The organism is Arenimonas oryziterrae DSM 21050 = YC6267 (assembly GCF_000420545.1).
GTDB classification, from domain to species: domain Bacteria; phylum Pseudomonadota; class Gammaproteobacteria; order Xanthomonadales; family Xanthomonadaceae; genus Arenimonas; species Arenimonas oryziterrae.
On sequence record NZ_ATVD01000003.1, the window covers coordinates 191,254 to 210,628 of the forward strand.

General features: G+C 67.4%; 19 protein-coding genes. 12 read left to right on the plus strand and 7 right to left on the minus strand.

Annotated elements, in window-relative coordinates:
* Complete coding sequence (gene aroE, locus G467_RS0109255; protein ID WP_022969458.1) at positions 1-843, minus strand: shikimate dehydrogenase; 843 nt, start codon at positions 841-843, stop codon at positions 1-3.
* A 184-nt stretch (positions 844-1,027) separates the two neighbouring features.
* Entirely contained in the window at positions 1,028-2,014 is a 987-nt protein-coding gene (hemB, locus tag G467_RS0109260) for a porphobilinogen synthase (RefSeq protein WP_022969459.1), read from the minus strand.
* A gap of 48 nt (positions 2,015-2,062) precedes the next feature.
* Between hemB and G467_RS0109265 the strand changes: the two genes are divergently transcribed.
* The 4 genes from G467_RS0109265 to G467_RS0109280 all read left to right on the plus strand — a co-directional run bounded on the left by G467_RS0109265 (position 2,063) and on the right by G467_RS0109280 (position 8,129).
* A complete protein-coding gene (locus G467_RS0109265) occupies positions 2,063-2,905 on the plus strand; it encodes an ABC transporter permease (RefSeq protein WP_022969460.1) in 843 nt (280 codons plus the stop codon).
* On the plus strand, positions 2,902-4,485 hold the full coding sequence (locus G467_RS16175; protein ID WP_051130444.1) for an ATP-binding cassette domain-containing protein: 1,584 nt from the start codon (positions 2,902-2,904) through the stop codon (positions 4,483-4,485). The genes G467_RS0109265 and G467_RS16175 overlap by 4 nt, the downstream gene beginning before the upstream one ends.
* An 11-nt stretch (positions 4,486-4,496) precedes the next feature.
* The gene (locus tag G467_RS16180; protein WP_022969461.1) at positions 4,497-7,448 is read left to right on the plus strand and encodes a bifunctional diguanylate cyclase/phosphodiesterase; all 2,952 of its coding nucleotides are present in this window, start codon (positions 4,497-4,499) and stop codon (positions 7,446-7,448) included.
* A gap of 66 nt (positions 7,449-7,514) precedes the next feature.
* Positions 7,515-8,129: a DUF4166 domain-containing protein gene (locus G467_RS0109280; RefSeq protein WP_022969462.1), complete on the plus strand. Its 615-nt coding sequence runs from the start codon at positions 7,515-7,517 to the stop codon at positions 8,127-8,129.
* On the opposite strand, the gene G467_RS0109285 is transcribed toward G467_RS0109280, so the two are convergent.
* Complete coding sequence (locus G467_RS0109285; RefSeq protein WP_022969463.1) at positions 8,079-9,050, minus strand: NAD-dependent epimerase/dehydratase family protein; 972 nt, start codon at positions 9,048-9,050, stop codon at positions 8,079-8,081. The two genes, G467_RS0109280 and G467_RS0109285, sit on opposite strands and share 51 nt — an antisense overlap.
* Positions 9,051-9,149: 99 nt before the next feature.
* Here G467_RS0109285 and rsmG point away from each other — a divergent pair, with 99 nt between their 5' ends.
* From rsmG to rpmG, 7 genes are all read left to right on the plus strand, one after another.
* Positions 9,150-9,803: a 16S rRNA (guanine(527)-N(7))-methyltransferase RsmG gene (gene rsmG, locus G467_RS0109290; RefSeq protein WP_026802528.1), complete on the plus strand. Its 654-nt coding sequence runs from the start codon at positions 9,150-9,152 to the stop codon at positions 9,801-9,803.
* A 111-nt stretch (positions 9,804-9,914) separates the two neighbouring features.
* Entirely contained in the window at positions 9,915-10,694 is a 780-nt protein-coding gene (locus tag G467_RS0109295) for a ParA family protein (protein ID WP_022969465.1), read from the plus strand.
* Positions 10,694-11,587: a ParB/RepB/Spo0J family partition protein gene (locus G467_RS0109300; RefSeq protein WP_022969466.1), complete on the plus strand. Its 894-nt coding sequence runs from the start codon at positions 10,694-10,696 to the stop codon at positions 11,585-11,587. The genes G467_RS0109295 and G467_RS0109300 overlap by 1 nt, the downstream gene beginning before the upstream one ends.
* A 74-nt stretch (positions 11,588-11,661) precedes the next feature.
* On the plus strand, positions 11,662-12,417 hold the full coding sequence (locus G467_RS0109305; protein ID WP_022969467.1) for a glycosyltransferase family 2 protein: 756 nt from the start codon (positions 11,662-11,664) through the stop codon (positions 12,415-12,417).
* Entirely contained in the window at positions 12,414-12,740 is a 327-nt protein-coding gene (locus G467_RS0109310; RefSeq protein WP_022969468.1) for a lipid-A-disaccharide synthase N-terminal domain-containing protein, read from the plus strand. The genes G467_RS0109305 and G467_RS0109310 overlap by 4 nt, the downstream gene beginning before the upstream one ends.
* Before the next feature lie 593 nt (positions 12,741-13,333).
* Positions 13,334-13,570 (plus strand): 50S ribosomal protein L28, encoded by a 237-nt coding sequence (rpmB, locus tag G467_RS0109315; protein WP_026802530.1) that lies wholly within the window; start codon positions 13,334-13,336, stop codon positions 13,568-13,570.
* A gap of 12 nt (positions 13,571-13,582) precedes the next feature.
* Complete coding sequence (gene rpmG / locus G467_RS0109320) at positions 13,583-13,747, plus strand: 50S ribosomal protein L33 (protein WP_022969469.1); 165 nt, start codon at positions 13,583-13,585, stop codon at positions 13,745-13,747.
* Between the two features lie 101 nt (positions 13,748-13,848).
* On the opposite strand, the gene G467_RS0109325 is transcribed toward rpmG, so the two are convergent.
* A complete protein-coding gene (locus G467_RS0109325) occupies positions 13,849-14,898 on the minus strand; it encodes an NAD(P)-dependent alcohol dehydrogenase (protein ID WP_022969470.1) in 1,050 nt (349 codons plus the stop codon).
* 94 nt (positions 14,899-14,992) lie between these two features.
* Positions 14,993-15,931, minus strand: a complete 939-nt coding sequence (locus tag G467_RS0109330) for an MBL fold metallo-hydrolase (RefSeq protein ID WP_022969471.1) — start codon at positions 15,929-15,931, stop codon at positions 14,993-14,995.
* A 106-nt stretch (positions 15,932-16,037) separates the two neighbouring features.
* On the opposite strand from G467_RS0109330, the gene G467_RS0109335 reads away from it, so the two are divergent.
* Positions 16,038-16,958 carry a LysR family transcriptional regulator gene (locus tag G467_RS0109335; RefSeq protein WP_022969472.1) on the plus strand — a complete coding sequence of 307 codons (921 nt, stop codon included), beginning with the start codon at positions 16,038-16,040 and terminating at the stop codon, positions 16,956-16,958.
* A 13-nt stretch (positions 16,959-16,971) separates the two neighbouring features.
* On the opposite strand, the gene G467_RS0109340 is transcribed toward G467_RS0109335, so the two are convergent.
* Positions 16,972-17,652: a response regulator gene (locus G467_RS0109340; RefSeq protein ID WP_022969473.1), complete on the minus strand. Its 681-nt coding sequence runs from the start codon at positions 17,650-17,652 to the stop codon at positions 16,972-16,974.
* A gap of 1 nt (position 17,653) precedes the next feature.
* On the minus strand, positions 17,654-19,228 hold the full coding sequence (locus tag G467_RS16185) for a sensor histidine kinase (protein WP_022969474.1): 1,575 nt from the start codon (positions 19,226-19,228) through the stop codon (positions 17,654-17,656).
* Positions 19,229-19,375 lie beyond the last annotated feature (147 nt).

The window sequence follows — 19,375 nt, forward strand, 5'->3', positions numbered from 1 at the left end:
TCAATCCGCGGTCGCCAGCATGTCCGACTTGCGCAGCAATTGTTCGTAGACCGGTCGCGTGTCCGGCCGCACGCCGTGCCAGCGCTCGAAACTTTCCGCCGCCTGTTCGACCAGCATGCCCAGGCCGTCGACGACCGTGTGGCAGCCGGCGCTGCGCGCCCAGGCCATGAACGGGATCGCCGCTTCGCCATAGCTCAGGTCCACCGCCAGCGTGCGCGGTGTCGCCAGCGAATACGGCAGCGAGAAGCTGGTGCTTTCGCGCCCGATCGAGGTGGCATTGATGATGAAGTCGAATGCGCCCTGGTTGCCCAGATCCGACCAGTAGCGCGAATGCACGCGACCGGGCTGGCCGAGTGCATCGCTGAGCGCGTCGGCCTTGTCGGGCGTGCGATTGATGATGGTCAGCTCGCCGATGCCCGCATCGATCAGGGCCGGGGCGACGCCGTGCGCCGCGCCGCCGGCGCCGAGCAGCAGGGTGCGCCGGCTGCGCAGATCCAGGCCGTGACGCTCGGTGAGATCGCGCACGAAGCCGGCGCCGTCGGTGTTGTCGCCGTCCCAGCCCGCTTCGGTGCGCACCAGCGTGTTGACCGCGCCGGCGCGCTGCGCGCGCTCACTCAAGTGTTCGCACAGCACCAGGGCGAGCTGCTTGTGCGGCAAGGTGACATTGGCGCCGCGGCCACCGCCAGCAGCGAAGGCTTCGAGGGCGGCGTGGAAATCATCGATCGAGACATCGATCGCCGTGTATTCGAGCGCGATGCCGGTTTGCCGGCCGAAGGCCGCGTGGATCTGCGGCGACAGCGAATGCGCGATGGGGTGGCCGAAGACCGCGTAACGTGGGGCCATGTCGAATCTCCCTGTCGGATCGAAAATCCGGATCGGAATCCGAATCGAAAACGCTCGCTGGCGACAGGATCACATCCGACCCGATGATCCCGCATGACCGATGATGGTGCGGTCGCGGGTCGCACGGCAAGCCCCGCGTTGGTTCATGTCATCGTCGCCGACAGCAGCGCTCACCGGGATATCGCTACTCGGCGAGCCAGCGTGCTGCGTCCAGGGCGAAATAGGTCAGCACGCCGTCCGCGCCGGCACGCTTGATGCTCGTCAGCGCCTCCAGCGCGCAGGCGCGCTCGTCGAGCCAGCCGTTCAGCGCGGCGGCCTTGAGCATCGCGTACTCGCCGCTGACCTGATAGACGAAGGTCGGTGCGCCGAAGTGGTCCTTCACCCGACGCACGATGTCCAGATACGGCAGCCCGGGCTTGATCATGACCATGTCCGCGCCTTCCTCGAGATCCAGCGCGACTTCGCGCAGGGCTTCGTCGGAATTGGCCGGATCCATCTGGTAGGTGTATTTGTTGCCCTTGCCCAGACTGCCGGCCGAGCCGACCGCGTCGCGGAACGGACCGTAGAAGCTGGAAGCGTATTTGGCCGAATAGGCCAGGATGCGCGTATTGACGTGCCCGTTCTCTTCCAGCGCCTCGCGGATCGCGCCGATGCGGCCGTCCATCATGTCGCTGGGCGCGACGACGTCGGCGCCGGCGTCGGCATGCGACAGCGCCTGCGCGACGAGTGCAGCGACGGTTTCGTCGTTGACGACGTAGCCGCTGTCATCGATCAGGCCGTCCTGACCGTGCGTGGTGTAGGGATCGAGGGCGACGTCGGTGATTACGCCCAGCTCCGGGAAATTCTTTTTCAGCGCGCGGATCGCGCGTTGCGCGAGGCCGTCGGGATTCCAGGCTTCGGCGCCATCGAGCGATTTCGCGTCCGGCGCGGTGACCGGGAACAGCGTCAGCGCCGGAATCTTCAGCGCCACCGCCTGTTCGGCCACGCGCAGCAGCTCGTCGATCGACAGGCGGTCGACGCCGGGCATCGAAGCCACCGGCGCGCGGCCATCGAGCTCGTGCACGAACACCGGCAGGATCAGGTCGTTGGCGGTGAGGACGGTTTCGCGCACCAACCGGCGGGAAAACTCGTCGCGGCGCAGGCGGCGGGGACGGGACAGCGGAAAGGTCATGGGATCGTGCTCCTTTGCCGTCATTCTACCGCCGGATAGGATGGGGCCATGTCGACGTCTCCACCGCTGCCGCGTCTGGTCCGGGTTTGCCTCGCGGGCCTCGCCGGCCTGGTGCTCGCCTGTTGGCTGCTGCCCGCGTTGGGCCTGCCCGATCCGCACCGGCCGGACTGGGACTGGCTGTCGAGCGCGCCCTCCTGGACCTCGACGCATTGGTTCGGCACCGATGCGATCGGCCGCGACGTGCTCGCGCGCACGCTTGCCGGCGGTCGCCTGTCGCTGACCATCGGCGCGATTGCCAGCCTGATCGCCCTGGTGCTTGGCCTGGGTTACGGCGCGATCGCCGGTTATGCCGGCGGTGCGGTCGAGCGCGGGATGGTGCGCGCGCTGGACGTGCTGTCGGCGTTGCCCTTCCTGCTCATCGTGATCCTGCTGCTGAGCTTGTTCGGTCGTTCCCTGCCCCTGTTGCTCGGCGCGATCGGCGGCTACGTCTGGATCGACCTGGCGCGGGTCATGCGTGCCGAAGCCGCGCGTCTGCGTGAATCGGCCTTTGTGCTGGCCGCGCGCGCGGCCGGCGCGAGTTTTTCCCAGGTGCTGCGCTGGCATCTGCTGCCGAACCTGCTGCCGCTGGCCCTGGTGTATCTGGGCCTGATCCTGCCGCAGGCGATCCTGGTCGAAAGTTTCCTGGGCTTTCTCGGTCTCTCGGTCAACGAGCCTTCGGCGAGCTGGGGCACCTTGTTGTACGAAGGCAGCCAGGAGCTCGACAGCGCGCCGTGGACCTTGCTGTTTCCGGCCGGGTTCCTGATCGCCACGCTCGCCAGTTTCCAGTTTCTCGGCGACGGTCTACGCGACTGGCTCGATGTGCGTCGGGTGCCGCGCGAGGCGGCGGCATGAGCCGCGGCCTGCAGGTGTCGGGCCTGGAGATCCGGCAGCCGGCGTCCTCCACGCCCCTGGTCGGGCCGCTGGACCTGGACCTCGCGACCGGCGCCTGCCTGGGTCTGGTCGGCGAAAGCGGCAGTGGCAAGAGTCTGACGGCGCTCGCCCTGATCGGCCTGCTGCCACCGGGTCTGTCTGCGCGAGGCGAGCTGCGCTTCGATGGACGCGAGATTCCGCTCGATTCGCCCGCGCACCGCGCCCTGCGTGGCCGGCAGCTGGCGTGGATGCCGCAGGATCCGTTGGCCAGCTTGCATCCGCTGCGGCGTGTCGGCGCGCAACTGGTCGAGTCCTTGCGGGTGCTGCGCGGTCTCGACGCGACCGCGGCGCACAATGAGGCCCTGCGTCTGTTCGCCGACCTCGAATTGCCCGAACCGGCGGAAAGTTTCCGCCGCTTCCCACACCAGCTCTCCGGCGGTCAGCGCCAGCGCGTCGGCCTCGCGCTCGCGCTCGCCGGCGCACCGAGCCTGCTGATCGCCGACGAACCCACCTCCGCCCTGGACCCACGTCTGGCGCGCGAGATGCTCGACCTGCTCGATCGGCTGCGCCGCGAGCGCGGCCTGTCGGTGCTGCTGATCAGCCACGACCTGCCCCTGATCGGCGCGTACGCCTCGCAGGTCGCGATCCTGCAGCGCGGTCGCCTGGTCGAACGCGGCGACACCGCGACCGTGTTCGCGACACCGGCAGCGGCGTACACCCGCGCCCTGCTCGCCGCCGATCGCCTGCCCGCGCCGATCGCGAATCCGCCCGGCGACCGCCTGTTGCAGATCGACGACCTCAGCATTCGTTATCCGCGCAGCCCGCGTCTGGCCGTGCGCGAGGCCCGGCTGGACCTGCATCGCGGCGAATGCCTGGCCTTGGTCGGCGAGAGCGGCAGCGGCAAGAGCACGCTCGGCCGTGCGCTGCTGCGTCTGGTGCGACGCGGCGTCGCGGGGCGCATCAGCTTCGACGGCGAAGACCTGCTCGGCGCGACGGCGGCGTCGCTGCGGCAACTGCGCCGGCGCATCGGCGTGGTTTTCCAGGATCCGTACGCTTCGCTCGATCCGCGGCAACGCGTGGCGGAGATCGTCGCCGAGCCGCTGCGCATCCACGGCACGCTGTCGGCACCGATGCGCCGGGCGCGCGCCGCGGAACTGCTCGCGCAGGTCGGCCTGGATACCGATGCGCTCGACCGCTATCCGCACCAGTTTTCCGGCGGCCAGCGCCAGCGCATCGCGATCGCGCGTGCGCTGGCCAACGATCCGCTGTTGTTGGTGTGCGACGAAGCCGTGTCCGCGCTCGATGCCCAGCATCGTGCGGAAATCCTGGCCCTGCTGAACCGGCTCAAGCGCGAGCGCGGCCTGGCGATGCTATTCATCACCCACGACATGGGCGCGGCGCGGGCGCTGGCCGAGCGCATCGCGGTGATGGCCGACGGCGTGATCGTCGAACAAGGCGTCCTGCCGCAGGTGCTGGCGGCCCCGGCCCATGCCGCGACCCGCGCCCTGCTCGGCCCGGCCGGCGCCGGACCGCCCGGCTATCCATTCCCGGGGAATTGCTGAACAATCGGTCCATGGCGATACCCAGCACGCCGCTGCAGCGCGACCCCGACACGTTTGTCCACGCCTTGCTGGGCGCGCGCGACATGTCGGCGCTGGCGAAGATCGTCAGCGAGCATCTCGAGGCCAAGGGTCTCAAGCTCGCCGCGATGGTCTGGAACCACCAGCCCGAAGATCCGCGCCGGCTGCATTCGACCAATGACCTGATGCCCGGCACGGCTTTGCTGACGCTGCTCGACAATGCGCGCCGGCATGGCGGCACCGCCGAAGAAGTCGATCCGCGCACCGGCGACATGCAGGTCGCCGTCGTGCTTGCGCAGAACGCCGGCTTCTGGGCGGCGGTGCTGTGCCGGTATGCACCCAGCCGCGTCGACCCCGACTGGCGCGACGCGCTCGCGCCGCTGGCCCTGCGTTCGCGCTCCCTGCTCAACACCCAGCGCCTGCAGGTCGACGTCGAACGTCTGGAGAGCGCCGAACGCCTGCAGCGCGCCCTGTTCGCGATCTCCGACATCGCCAGCTCCGACCGCGCGACCATCGACGTGCTGCACGGCCTGCACCAGATCGTCGGCCGGCTGATGTACGCGGAAAACTTCTACATCGTCCGATTCGATCCCGAACACGAGACGATGCGCTTCATCTATTTCGCCGACAGCCAGGATCCGGTCATCCCCGATCCCGACGAGCAGCTGACGCCCGAGGCGATGCGCAACAGCCTCACGCTCGGCCTGCTGCGTTACGGCAAGCCGATCCGCGGCCCGTCCGAGGCCGTGCGCGACAAGCTCGGCGTGATCCGCGACGGCGGCCTGGGCCCGGACAGCGTCGACTGGCTGGGCGTGCCGATCATCGAGGACGGCGTGGTGCGCGGCGCCGTCGTGGTGCAAAGCTACGACCCGGCCGTGCGCTACAGCGAATCCGACCAGGCCCTGCTCAGCTACGTCGCCCAGCACATCCTCAGCGCGCTGTCGCGGCGCGAGGCGCAGGAAGAACTCGAGCGCCGCGTCGAGGAACGCACCGTCGCGCTGCGCCAGGAAGTGCGCGAGCGCCAGCGCAGCGAACAGCTGCAGCGCGCGCTGTACCGCATCGCCGAAGTGTCGGGCAGCAGCGAAACGATGGAGAGTTTCTACGCCTCGGTGCACGAAATCGTCGGCGAACTGCTCGACGCGCGCAATTTCTACATCGCCCTGCTCACGCCCGACGGCCAGGAGCTGGAATTCCCGTATTCGGTCGATGAACGCGACCAGCGCCACAAGCGCCGCCAGCTTGGCCGGGGCCTCAGCGAATTCGTGCTGCGCTCGGGCAAACCGCTGCTGACCGACCGCCTCGGCGTCGAGCGTCTGGAAGCCGCCGGCGAAGTCAATTCGGTCGGCACCAAGTCGGTGTGCTGGCTGGGCGTGCCGCTCATGGTCGAAGGCAAAGCCAACGGCCTGATCGCGCTGCAAAGCTACACGCCCGACTATCTGTATACGACGCGCGACGAGGAACTGCTGAGCTTCGTGTCCTTCCACATCGCCAGCGCGCTCGAACGCCGACAGGCACACGAATCGCTGCGCCAGGCCTATGCCGAGCTCGAGCAGCGCGTCGAGGCGCGCACCAGCGAACTGGCCGTGACCAACCGCGAACTGCGCGACCAGATCTCCGTGCGCGAACGCATCGAACACAAGCTCAAGCATGAAGCCCTGCACGACACCCTGACCGGCCTGCCCAACCGCAGCCAGCTGCTGGCGACGCTGGGGTTGTCGCTGTCGCGCTACCGGCAGAACGAAGACCACCGGTTCGCGGTGCTGTTCCTCGATCTGGATCGTTTCAAGGTCGTCAACGATTCCGTCGGCCATCTGGTCGGCGACGAACTGCTCAAGGAAGCGGCGCTGCGCATCAGTCGCTGCGTGCGCGAACCCGATACCGTGGCGCGCCTGGGCGGCGACGAATTCGCGATCGTCATCGATCGCATCCACGAACCCGGCGACGCGGTCATGGTCGCCGAGCGCGTGATCCGTAGCCTGTCCGAGCCCATGCGCATCGCCGGCAAAGAGCTGTACACCTCGGCCAGCATCGGCATCGCACTCTCGCACGAGCGCTACCGCAACCCCGAAGAACTGCTGCGCGACGCCGACGTGGCGATGTATCGCGCCAAGGCCGCCGGCCGGCAACGGTTCGCGCTGTTCGACGAAAAACTGCACGAGGACGCGCTGCGCCAGCTCGAGCTCGAGGGCGACCTGCGTCGCGGCCTGCAGCGCGGCGAATTCGTGCCCTACTACCAGCCGATCGTGCGCCTGCACAACGGCGCGGTGATCGGGTTCGAAGCGCTGATGCGCTGGCAGCATCCCGAGCGCGGCACGCTGGCACCGGCCGACTATCTGGCGACGGCGGAAGAATCGGGCACGCTCGAGCAGATCGACTGGCAGATCTACGAACAGGTCTGCGGCGACATCCGCGTGCTCGCACTCGGCGATCGCTACGTCACCATCAACGTATCGCCACGGCATCTGCGCGTCAGCGATTTCGACGAACGCCTGTTGTACCTGTTGCAGGAACACCAGGTCGAGCCACGGCATCTGCGTCTGGAGGTCACCGAAGGCGCGCTGATGGAAAATCCCGAGCAGGTGCAGAACTGCCTGCGCCGCCTGCGCGATGCCGGCGTACAGACCTTCCTCGACGATTTTGGCACCGGCTATTCCTCGCTGTCATATCTGCACGGCTTCCCACTGCACGGCATCAAGATCGACCGCTCCTTCGTCGCCGCGCTCAAGATCGGCGAGAGCGGCGGCAGCACGGCGATCGTGCGCGCGATCCAGCTGCTGGCCGACTCCCTGGGCCTGGAGGTCGTCGCCGAAGGCGTGGAGACCGAAGAGCAGCGCGAACAACTGCGTCTGCTGGGATTGACCCTGTGCCAGGGCTATCTGTTCGCCAAGCCCGCGTCGCTGAGCGAGATCAATGCGCGGTTTGTGGTGGAGGATGCGCGGGGTTGATCGGCGGCGGCCCTCGTCCGGCCCTGCGGGCCACCTTCTCCTGGGGGGAGAAGGGAGGAATGGGGGATGACTGATTTTTCGGGGCATCCGGTCGTCGACTGGCTGGGGCCGCAGTTCGCGCGTCTGCATCCCTTGCTGCAGACCCTGCATCGCGAGGGCGGCGTGTTGTCGGGGCCGGTCGTGATCGCGTTCGGTACCGGCCTCGCGGGTGTAATCGGGCGACGGCTTGCGCGCCGCCTCGGCATTCCCGATCGCGCCGGCGCACATACCTTGCGTGTCGATATCAGCCACGATCCCGGCAATCTGTACTGGGACCGTTGTTTTGACGCGGGCACACGCATGGCCTCGGTGTTCGTGCCGTTCGGCACCTGGCCCGACGGTGGCTGGCGCGAACGCACCGGCCCGGTGGAATTGTGGCTGGGCGTGGATATCGACGACGGCGGCTGGACCTGGCGCCTGCGCGGCGCGCGTGCCTTCGGTTTGCCGCTGCCGCGCTGGCTGTTGCCGCGTTCGCAAGCCGGCAAGCGCATCGTCGACGGGCGCTATCGCTTTTTTGTTTCTTTCGCGTTGCCCGGCCTGGGCACGGTGCTCTCGTATGGCGGCGATCTGTTGCCGCTCGCGGCCGCGAGCTCAGGCGATGAGTTTTTCCGCGCGCAGCCAGGCGATGGTGTCGGCCAGTAGCGCAGGCAGCGCGGTCGCCCGGTAGTCGAGGTCGCGCATCGCCTTGCCCGAATCCACGCGCAGATCGTGGCAGGTGAACATCGCACCCTCGGGCGTGATGTCCGGCGCTTTTTTCGTGATCAGCGACGCGAGGTATTTGCCCTGCGCGAGCAGGCGGATCGCGAACGCCGGCGTCGCCCGCGCCGGCGTCTTGCGGCCCAGCTGGCGGCCAATCTCGGTGACGAGTTCGAGGAAGCTCGCGTGCTCGCCGCCGAGCAGATAGGCCTCGCCGTATTTGCCGCGCTGCCAGGCGCGCACCTGCGCCTTGGCGATTTCGCGCACGTCGGCGAACGCGCCCGAGCCCGGCGGTACGCCGGGCAGCTTGTCCGCATCGACCAGACGAATCAGGCGCGACCAGTTGCGCGTGTCGCCCGGACCGAGGATGTGCGAGGGCTGAAAAATGAGGAAGGGCAGGCCGGATTCGCGCACGGCCTGTTCGGCCAGGAATTTCGTGCGCTCGTAGTTGATCCAGCTGTCGCCGCCGCGCTGCGGCACGTCCTCGCGCAAGGTGTCATGCACCAGATGCGAATACGCGGAGACACTAGAAGTGTGCAGGAAGCCTTGCACGCCGGCCTCGCGCGCGGCGGCCAGCAGGTTCTGCGCGCCGCCGACATTCGTGCGCGTCTGCGCGGCGTTGGCCGGACGCCAGGTATTGGTGTCGGCGGCGGTATGGAACACCGTCTCGACGCCGGCCATCGCCGCGCGCAAAGCAGCGACGTCGGTCACGTCGCCGCGAACCGGTGTGCCGCCGAGCGCGCGGATGTCGGCATCGGCGCGGTCACGCCGCGACAACGCACGCACGTCGGCGCCAGCCGCGACCAGTTCGCGCAGCAGGTGCTGACCCAGAAATCCGTTGGCGCCAGTAAGCAGAACCGTAGACATTCCCCAGCCTAACGTAGGAGCCAGCTGGCTGGCGACCGCGTCGGACCATCGCTCTTGTGGTCGCCGGCAAGCCGGCTCCTACCGGGGGACGCGGCGGTCGTGGACAATGCGTCCATGAATCCGCTCCGTCATCTGCAACCCGAGCTCGAATCGGGGCTCGCCGCGCTCGACCTGCCCCGCACGCTGGCGCCGCGCCTGCTCGACTACCTCGCCCTGCTCGATCGCTGGAACCAGGCCTACAACCTCACCGCGATCCGCGATCCGCGCGAGATGCTGGTCAAGCACCTGCTCGATTCGCTGGCCATGCATGCGCATGTGCACGACGAGCGCCTGGCCGATCTGGGCACCGGCCCGGGCCTGCCCGGCATTCCGCTGGCGATCGCCAAACCCGGCCTGCAGGTTGCCCTGGTCGAGAGCAATGGCAAGAAAGCGCGCTTCCTGCGCGAAGCCGTGCGTCAGCTCGGCCTGGGCAATGCCCGCGTGCTCGAATCGCGTGCCGAGGCCGTCGCCGAGCCCGGCGCCTTCGATCTGATCACCGCCCGCGCCCTGGATCGTCTGGCCGGCATCCTGGCCGTGGGCGGGCATCTGCTCGCGCCCCATGGGCGCCTGCTGGCGATGAAAGGCCCGCGCGTGGACGAGGAAGTCGCCGAGTTACCGCCCGGCTGGGCACTGTCGGCGGTCCATACGCTGATCGTGCCCGGGCTCGATGCCGAGCGTCATCTGGTGGTCATCGCGCGCGAAAGCGCGGCCTGACGCACATCGTGACCCGGGCATCCGCCACCGGAGCGGCCGAACCGGCATAATTGCCCGCTCGGGGTCCCCGCGGGCGGGTCTGGCCCCGGCCTGCCTGCAAGGAAAGCGTTCATGGGTCGCATCATCGCCATTGCCAACCAGAAAGGCGGCGTGGGAAAAACCACCACTGCCGTCAACCTCGCCGCCGCGCTGGCCGCGTCGCCGCGCAAGGTGCTGCTGATCGATCTCGATCCGCAGGGCAATGCCACCATGGCCTCGGGCGTGGACAAACGCGACCTGGAAAACTCGACCTGCGAAGTGCTGCTGCGCGAATGCGACGCCGCCGCCGCGATCGTCACCACGGCCGAAGGCTACGACCTGCTGCCGGGCAACATCGACCTGACCGCCGCGGAAATCCAGCTCATGGACCAGACCGAGCGCGAGCAGCGGCTGAAAGCCGCGCTGCTGCCGATCCGCGAGAACTACCACTACATCCTCATCGACTGCCCGCCCTCGCTGTCCCTGCTCACGCTCAATGCGCTGGCGGCGGCCGACGGCGTCATCGTGCCCATGCAGTGCGAATACTTCGCGCTCGAAGGCCTGTCGGCCCTGGTCAATACCATCGACGCGCTCAAGCAGCGCCTGAATCCGGCGCTGCAGATCGAAGGCATCGTGCGCACCATGTACGACGTGCGCAACAACCTGGCCAATGCCGTGTCGGGCGAACTGACCACGCATTTCGGCGACAAGGTGTTCCGCTCGATCATTCCGCGCAACGTGCGTCTGGCCGAAGCGCCGAGCCACGGCCAAAGCATCGTCGGTTACGACAAGGCCTCGCGCGGCGGCATCGCCTACATGGGCCTGGCCGGAGAAATCGTGCGTCGCGAGAAGAAACACAAGGAGACCGCGTAATGGCTGTCAAGAAACGCGGACTGGGTCGCGGGCTGGATGCCCTGCTCGGAACCAGCAAGGCTGCGGCGGCGGCTACCCCGGAAGAAATCCATAGCGACGCGATGCGCACGCTGGGCATCCATCTCATGCAGCCGGGCAAGTACCAGCCGCGCACGGGCATGGACTCGGACCGTCTGGCCGAACTCGCCGAATCGATCAAGGCGCAGGGCGTGATCCAGCCGATCGTCGTGCGCGAGATCGGCAAGGGCAAGTACGAAATCATCGCCGGCGAACGCCGCTGGCGCGCGGCGCAGCTCGCCGGCCTGACCGACATCCCGGTCGTGTTGCGCGAAGTCGACGACCGCGCGGTCATCGCGATGGCGCTGATCGAGAACATCCAGCGCGAAGACCTCAATCCGCTCGAAGAAGCCCTGGCGCTGACCCGCCTCATCGACGAGTTCTCGCTTACGCACCAGCAGGCCGCCGAAGCCGTCGGCCGGTCGCGCGCGGCGGTGTCGAACCTGTTGCGCCTGCTCGAGCTGCCTGAGGAAATCCGCAAGCTGCTCGAGGAAAAGAAACTCGAGATGGGCCATGCCCGCGCGCTGCTGACGCTGGCGCCGCAGGCGGCGATTTCCCTGGCCCGCGAAGCGGCCGAACTGGGCCTGTCGGTGCGCGAAGTCGAACGCCGCGCGCAGCAGTTCGCGCAGGGCAAGATCCCGAGCAAGAAAGCGGTGGCGCCGGTCAAGAAGGCCGATGCCGACATCGCTTCGCTCGAACGCGAGCTCGGCGAGCGTCTCGGCGCCAAGGTCGCCGTGCAGCACGGTCGCGGCGGACGCGGCAAACTGGTGATCAATTACCACGGTCTGGATGCGCTCGAAGGCATCCTGGAAAAGATCCGCGGCCGCGCCGACTGAGCGATGGCACGCACTGATCCGACGGCGACACGGTCCCCTGCGTCCGACCGCCGCGAACTGCATGGAGACGCCGCATGACGGCCGAAGACCCGCATTTGCTTTCGACGCCCGAACTCTCGGTCGTCGTGCCGGTATTCAACGAACGCGACAACGTCGCCCCCCTGGTCGGGGAGATCGTCGCGGCCTTGCGCGGCAAGCTGCCCTTCGAGATCGTCTACGTCGATGACCAGTCCAAGGACGACACGCTCGCGGTGCTCACCGGCCTGATGGCCGGCACGCCGGAATTGCGCGTCGTGCAGCACGTCAAACAGAGCGGCCAGAGTACGGCCGTGCGCAACGGCGTCAAAGCCGCGCGCGGCGCGTGGATCGCCACGCTCGACGGCGACGGCCAGAACGATCCGGCCGACATCCCGAAACTGCTCGAAGCGCGCGAGACGGCCGATAGCGCGATCAAGCTGTTCGCAGGCTGGCGCGTGAACCGCAAGGACACCGGCTCCAAGCGCTGGGCCTCGAAGATCGCCAACGCGATCCGCTCGCGCCTGTTGCGCGACGAGACGCCCGACACCGGCTGCGGCATCAAGCTGTTCGAGCGCGCGCTGTTCCTGGACCTGCCCTATTTCGATCACATGCATCGTTACCTGCCGGCCCTGGTCAAACGCGCGGGCTGGCAATCGGTCAGCGTGCCGGTGAATCACCGCGAGCGCTCGACCGGCGTGTCCAAGTACAACAATCTCGGTCGCGCCTGGGTCGGCCTGGCCGATCTGCGCGGCGTGGGCTGGCTGATCAAGCGCAGCAAGGTCACCGCGACGCGGGAAGTCGCCCGCCCATGAACGAGCAGATCGTCTGGCTCAGCGGCTTCGGCCTGCACATCACCCTGTGGAAACTGATCGGCCTGGTCGGCGCGCTGATGTTCGGCGGCCGTTGGCTGGTGCAGTTCGTCGCGTCCAAGCGCGCGGGCAAGCCGGTGATCCCGCGCGCGTTCTGGTACATGAGCGTAGTCGGCAGCCTGATGACGCTGAGCTATTTCGTGTTCTCGTCCAAACAGGACGCGGTCGGCGTGGTGCAGAACCTGTTCCCGGCCTTCACCGCCCTGTACAGCCTGTACCTGGACATCAAGCACCGCGGCTGGCATCGGGACCGCAACACTCACTGACGCCAGCCAGCGGGAGCGGCGATAGCGGCCGTTACGGCCGTGGGCGGGTCATGTCCATAAGTCCGCCCCGGCCCCGCCTCGCCGCGGCGGCGCCCGCTCGCGCGCAGCGCCATCCGTGGCAGCTCACGAGCGGCCGTTCCGGCCATCCATGGCCTGCACTTCACCGCCGCGGCGAGGCGGGACCGGGGCTCCAATCAATCATGGATGGCGCTAGCGCCGGAGCGGGCGGCGAGCCCCGCACGACGGAGTGACCGGGCTGCGAAGGGACCGCTCTTGCACCGAGAGAACTCAAGAAGCCGCAGGCGGCGTTGCCAACTTATTGTTTTTATTGCTTTTCCACCGTCATGGTCGCACATCACGTGCACGCGCAGCCACCGAAAACGCAGCTAAGTCCTTGACCGGACTACTGAATTCCCCGATACTTCGCGGCTCGCTGCGCTCCCGCCCTGCAGGCCCCGGCCCCGGAAACGCGATTCCGGCCCGTTTGGCGCAGCGAGAATTCTTTCCGTATCGCGTGCGACGCCGCCGAAAGCGGCATTCGCTGGGCCGATTTCACCCGGGCTATGGGTGACAAACAATGATCGAGGTACGCCATGAGCCGTATTTGCCAGGTTACCGGCAAGAAAATGATGACGGGTAACAACGTCAGTCATGCCAACAACCGCACCCGCCGCACTTTCATCCCCAATATCCATACGCGCCGCTTCTGGGTGGCCAGCGAAAACCGCTGGATCAAACTGAGCGTCTCGGCCAATGGCCTGCGTACCATCGACAAGAACGGCATCGACACCGTCATCGCTGAGCTTCGCGCTCGCGGCGAAAAGGTCTAAGGAGAATCCACCATGGCATCCAAGCGCGACAAGATTCGCCTGACCTCCTCGGCCGGCACCGGTCATTTCTACACGACCGACAAGAACAAGAAGACCACGCCGAACAAGATGGAAATCCTGAAGTACGATCCCGTCGTCCGTAAGCACGTGATGTACAAGGAAGGCAAGATCAAGTGATCTTCGTCTGACGAAGATCCTGCCGCCGAGGCGGTGATCGAACCATCAAAAAGCCCGCCTTTCGGCGGGCTTTTTCGTGGCGGGCGGATCGTCGTCGGGGCTCAGGCCCGCAACGAGGCCAGATCGATCACGAAGCGATACTTCACGTCGCTCTTTAGCATGCGCTCGTAGGCGGCATTGATGTCCTGCATGCGGATCACCTCGATGTCGGAGGTGATGCCGTGTTCGCCGCAGAAATCGAGCATCTCCTGCGTTTCGGCGATGCCGCCGATCGCTGAACCGGCGACGGATTTGCGGCCGCCGATGAGCAGCATCGAATTCACGGGCGGATTGAGCGGGCCCAGATAGCCGACCAGCACGATCGTGCCGTCCAGCGCGAGCGTCGGCAGATACGGGTTGAGATCGTGCGCATAGGGCACGGTGTCGATGATCAGATCGAACTGGCGGGCACTGGCCTTCATCTGCGCGCTGTCGGTGGACAGCACCACGTGGTGCGCGCCGAGCGCACGCGCATCGGCTTCCTTGTCGGGCGAGCGCGTGAACAGCGTGACTTCCGCACCCAGCGCGCGCGCGAGCTTGAGCGCCATATGTCCGAGGCCGCCGAGACCGACGACCGCGACCTTGTTGCCATGGCCGATGTTCCACTGGCGCAGCGGCGACCAGGTCGTGATGCCGGCGCACAGCAGCGGCGCCGCACCGGCGAGATCGAGGCCGTCGGGAATCTTCACGACGAACTTGTCGTTGACCACGATGCGTTCGGAATAGCCGCCGAAGGTCGGCAGGCCGTCGCGCCGGTCGACGCCGTTGTAGGTCAGTGTGCTGCCTTTTTCGCAGTACTGCTCCAGGCCGCGGCTGCAGGACGCGCATTGCTGGCAGGAGTCGACCATGCAGCCGACACCGACCTGATCGCCGACCGCGAAGCGCGTCACCGCCGTTCCGACCGCCGTTACGCGACCGATGATTTCGTGCCCGGGCACCATCGGAAACTTGCTGTTGCCCCAGTCGTTGCGCGCCTGATGCAGGTCCGAATGGCAGACACCGCAATACGCGATGTCGATGGTCACGTCATCGGGACGCGGTTCGCGGCGCGCGGCGGTGAACGGCACGAGCGGCGTGGTGGCGGATTGGGCGGCGTAGGCGGAGACATGCATGGCGGCGCTTCCTTATCGTGGCGAGGATCGAGGTCCATCCTCGAACGCGGCACCCCGATCATAAGTCCACGGGCCGCAATGCACTACGCCGTCCTCAAGGCCACTGCATCTCGCCCTTGGCCACCTTCGCACTCAGTTCCAGCGAGGCGACGCCCTTCAGCGTGGGGTAGCGCTGTTTCATCGCTGCGATGAGGGCATTGCCGTCCTTGGCCTTTGCCGTTTCTTCGTCGAAGGCACGGATGTAATCGGCGGTGAATGTCAGTGCGGCGATATCCTGCGGCACGCCCGGTTCGAAATGACCGGGAACCACGTGCTCGGGCCGCAGCGCCACGAGACGATCGAGCATCGCCAACCAGTCGGCATGCGACTGCGGCGATTGCGTATCGGCCATCCAGACATGCTCGCCGGCGAAAACCGGAATGCCGCCGACGACCGTGCGGATCGACGGAATCCACAGCACGGTGCGATCCGGCGTCGGACCGTCAAGGCCGAGGATCTCGAGCGACTGGCCTTCGAGCGTGATCGTGTTGCCGGTCACCGGCGCCGGCAGGACGATGCGCGAGGGCGCGCCTGCGCCGAGTTTCGGGCCCCAGAACGCGAGCTTGCCGGCCGAGGTTTTCTGCATGTGGGCGATCGTGCTCGGCGTCGCGAGCACCTTCGCGTCCGGGAACGCGGCGGTCAGGGTCTCGAGACCGAAATAGAAATCGGGATCGCCGTGACTGATGTAGATCGTCGTCAACGTCTTGCCCGAGGCGCGGATCATCGCGACGAGTTTGTCCGCGTCGAGCGTCGAGAACTGCGCGTTGACCAGCACGGCCTCGTGCGCGCCGGTGACCAGGGTCGAGGACACCTCGAAGATGCCGGCGGCGCCGGGGTTGTAGGTTTCGATGCGCAGCGGCGCGGCGATCGGGTTCGGAGCAGTGGTCATGGCGGCGGGTTCCTTAGCGGGCGGCGGAGTGGGCGTCGGCGACGAACAGGCCCCGAGGCCAGCGGCGAGGACGAGGGCGGACGCGGTCTTGAGAGGCGAGGTCATCGCGGGGGCTCCACAGGGCGGTGAGGTCGTTGGACGTCACGATAGGCCAATGATCCCGCGCGAAAAACCGCGTATAAGTCCACAAACTGTTGCGTGGATCGGACAAATGGACCGGATGACCGCGATGCAGGTGTTCGTCGAGGTCGCGGACCGCGGCAGCCTGACGGCCGCCGCCGAGTCCCTGGCGATGTCGCGCGCAATGGCTACGCGCTACCTGGGCGAGCTCGAAACCTGGCTCGGCGCACGTCTGCTCCACCGCACGACGCGCCGCCTGAGCCTGACGCCCGCCGGCGAAGCCGCCCTCGCACGCTGCCGCACCCTGCTCGAACTTGGCGACGATCTGCGCGCCGTTTCGGCCGCCCCCGACGCCGCCCCGCACGGCCGCATCCGCATCACCTGCAGCACCTCGTTCGGCCTGAGCCAGATGGCCGCCGCCGTCGCCGACTACGTCGCGCGGCATGCCGGGACCGCCGTGGACATGCTGCTGCTCGATCGCTCGGTGAACCTAGTCGAGGAGCGCATTGATCTGGCGATCCGCATCAGTCCGGCGCTCGATCCGGGTCTGATCGCGCGTCAGCTGTCGGTCTGCCGTTCCGTGCTGTGCGCGACGCCGGCGTATCTGCAAAAACGCGGCCGACCCGAACAGCCCGACGACCTGATCGCGCATTCCTGCCTGACGCACCACTACGTCGGTCGCCAACTCTGGGCCCTGGAACGCGAGGGCGTGACGACATCCGTCGCCGTCGACGGCCCGATCAGTGCCAACGATGCAACCGCTTTGATGCAGGCCGTGCGCGCCCATGCCGGCATCGCGATGCTGCCGACCTATCTCGTCGCACCGCACCTGGCCAGCGGCGAACTGGCGATCGTGCTGCCCGACCACCGCGTCGCCACGATGGGCATCTACGGCGTGTACACCTCGCGCCGGCAAATGCCATTGATCGTGCGCAGTTTTCTGGATTTTCTGGCTGAGCGCTTTGGTGAGGCGCCGGCGTGGGATCGTGATTTGGGCAAGACGGCGCGCTGACGCGGCGCAAGGTCTACACGTCGACGAAGCGCAGCCCGACGCCGGGCTCGGTCGCGATGTAGCGCGGGTTCGCGGCCTCGTCGCCGAGCTTGGCGCGCAGCTTGGCGACGAGGATGCGTAGATAGTGGGTGTCGGTCGTATGCGTGGGGCCCCAGAGTTCGCGCAGCAGCTGCGACTGCGTCAGCACGCGCCCGCGATGGCGCAGCAGCAGGGCAAGCAGCGCCCATTCCTTGCGGGTCAGCGGCACCGGTTCGCCCTTGCGCAGCACCAGGCGACGACGGGTGTCGATGCGCAGCTCGCCGAGCGTCAGCGGCTCGGTCTCGTCGGGGTCGCGGTCGGCGCGCAACAGCACGCGCAAGCGCGCCGCGAGCTCCTGCACGCCAAAGGGTTTGGTCAGGTAGTCGTTCGCGCCGGCATCGAGCAAGGCGACTTTCTCGCCCTCCTGCGCACGCACCGAAAGCACGATCACCGGCACCGAGGACCAGGCACGCAGATCGCGCAGCACGTCGCGGCCGTCGCGATCGGGCAAGCCCAGATCGAGTACCACCGCGTCGGCACCGCGCGTCGCCAACGCCGCCAGACCCGACTGTCCGTCGGCCGCTTCGTCGACGACATAGCCCTGCGCGCGCAGGCTGATGCCGAGAAAACGGCGGATCTGCAGTTCGTCGTCGATGACCAGGATGCGGGCGGACATCTCACTCGTCCTTGGGCAGGTCGGAGGGCGCGGGTTCGAACGGCAGCGACAGACGCAGCACCGTGCCCGGATCGTCGCCCCGCGCCATGGCCATCGCCTCGCCGCCGTGCGCGCGCAGGATACCGCGACAGATCGTCAGGCCCAGGCCGGTGCCGTTCGGACGGCGATCGCCGCGCGACACGCTATGGAACATGTCGAACACCGCGTCGCGTTCTTCCTCCGGAATGCCGGGGCCGGCATCGATGATGTCGATGCGGATGGACTCGCTGTCCGCGTCGGCACGCACGCGCAAAGGCGAGCCCACCGGCGAAAACTTCGCCGCATTGTCGAGCACGTTGAACAGCGCCTGCTCGAACAGCGGCGGATTGACTTGTAGCAGCGGAATGATCGCCGGCAGCTGCAGTTCGACGGCGCGATCGGGATGCACTCGCTTCGCGCGCAGGATCGCGGTGCCGACGATGTCGTCCAGACCGACCCATTGGCGCTCGAGCGCCGGCGCGCCATGGCCGAGTCGCGTCATGTCGAGCAGGTTCTGGATGTAACGGTCCAGGCGCCGGCCTTCGCCGAGAATGTCGCGCGCGAGCTGGCGCTGGTCATCGACCGAGAGCTGATCGCGATAGACGTCGAGACTTTCGGCGCTGCCGATGATCGTCGACAGTGGCGAGCGCAGATCATGCGACACCGAAGACAACAGCGCCGCCCGCAGGCGTTCGGTCTCGGCTTGCAAACGCGTGCTTTCCAGTTGTTTGCCCAGCTGCAATCGGTTCAGCGCCTGCGCCAGATCGCGCACCATCGCCTCGGCCAGACGGGCCTGCTCGGGCGGCAACGACGACAGCGGCGACGAAAAATGCAGGGCGACGACGCCCAGCCAGCGCCCGGGTTGCCCCAGCGGCAGGCAATGCCAGGGGATATCGCGTTCGCTGTGATCGACCTCGCGCTCGTCGCCGGAGGTCGCGCGCGCCCAGCAGCGCCGCACCGCGGCATCGAGGGAGGGATCGAAGCGCGGCAGCGCATTTTCGCGATCGCCCTCGATCAGGCGCGCGCTGCCCGGTTGGCCGTGCAGCACGACCGCTTCGACGTCGAGCGCCTCTGCCAGGGCCTGCGTGGCGGCCGCAATCGCCTCCGCTTCGGTGCCCGCCGCCGTGAGCCGCTGTGCGAGCTGCTGCAGCGATTCGGCATGCGCGCGTGCGGTCTTGAGCAGGATGACCTGGTTGCGCAGACGGTTCGCGAGCCGCCCGCAGACCAGAGCGCCGGCGAGAAACATCGTGACGGTCACCAGCCCATGTCGCGCCGCGAGATAGAGCGTGTAGCGCGGCTCCAGGAAGAAGAAGTTGTAGGCGAGAAAGCACAGCACGGCCGCAAAGACGGAGACGGTCATGCGGCTGCGCGCCGATACGAAGATCACCGCCGTCATAAACACCAGCGACAGATCGTCGAACGCGAGATAGCGCTCGGCTAGCGCACCCGCGGCGACCGCCAGCGCACATGCGAACGTCGCGACGGCGAGCTCGCGCTCGAACGAGGTGTCGTGCGGCGACCCGGGCGGGAAGGGCGGTTTTTCGTTCTCGCGTCGCATCGCTGACTAGGGGCCGATTCCGGTTTTGATGGGTCGGTGGAAGCTTGGCGCAAAGCGGGCGTCTCGGGTGCGTCGCGCGGCATAAATTCTGCGTAAATTCGCCGGTTTTTCCGCCGCCGGACGGCATCCGCGCCGCGACAATGCGCG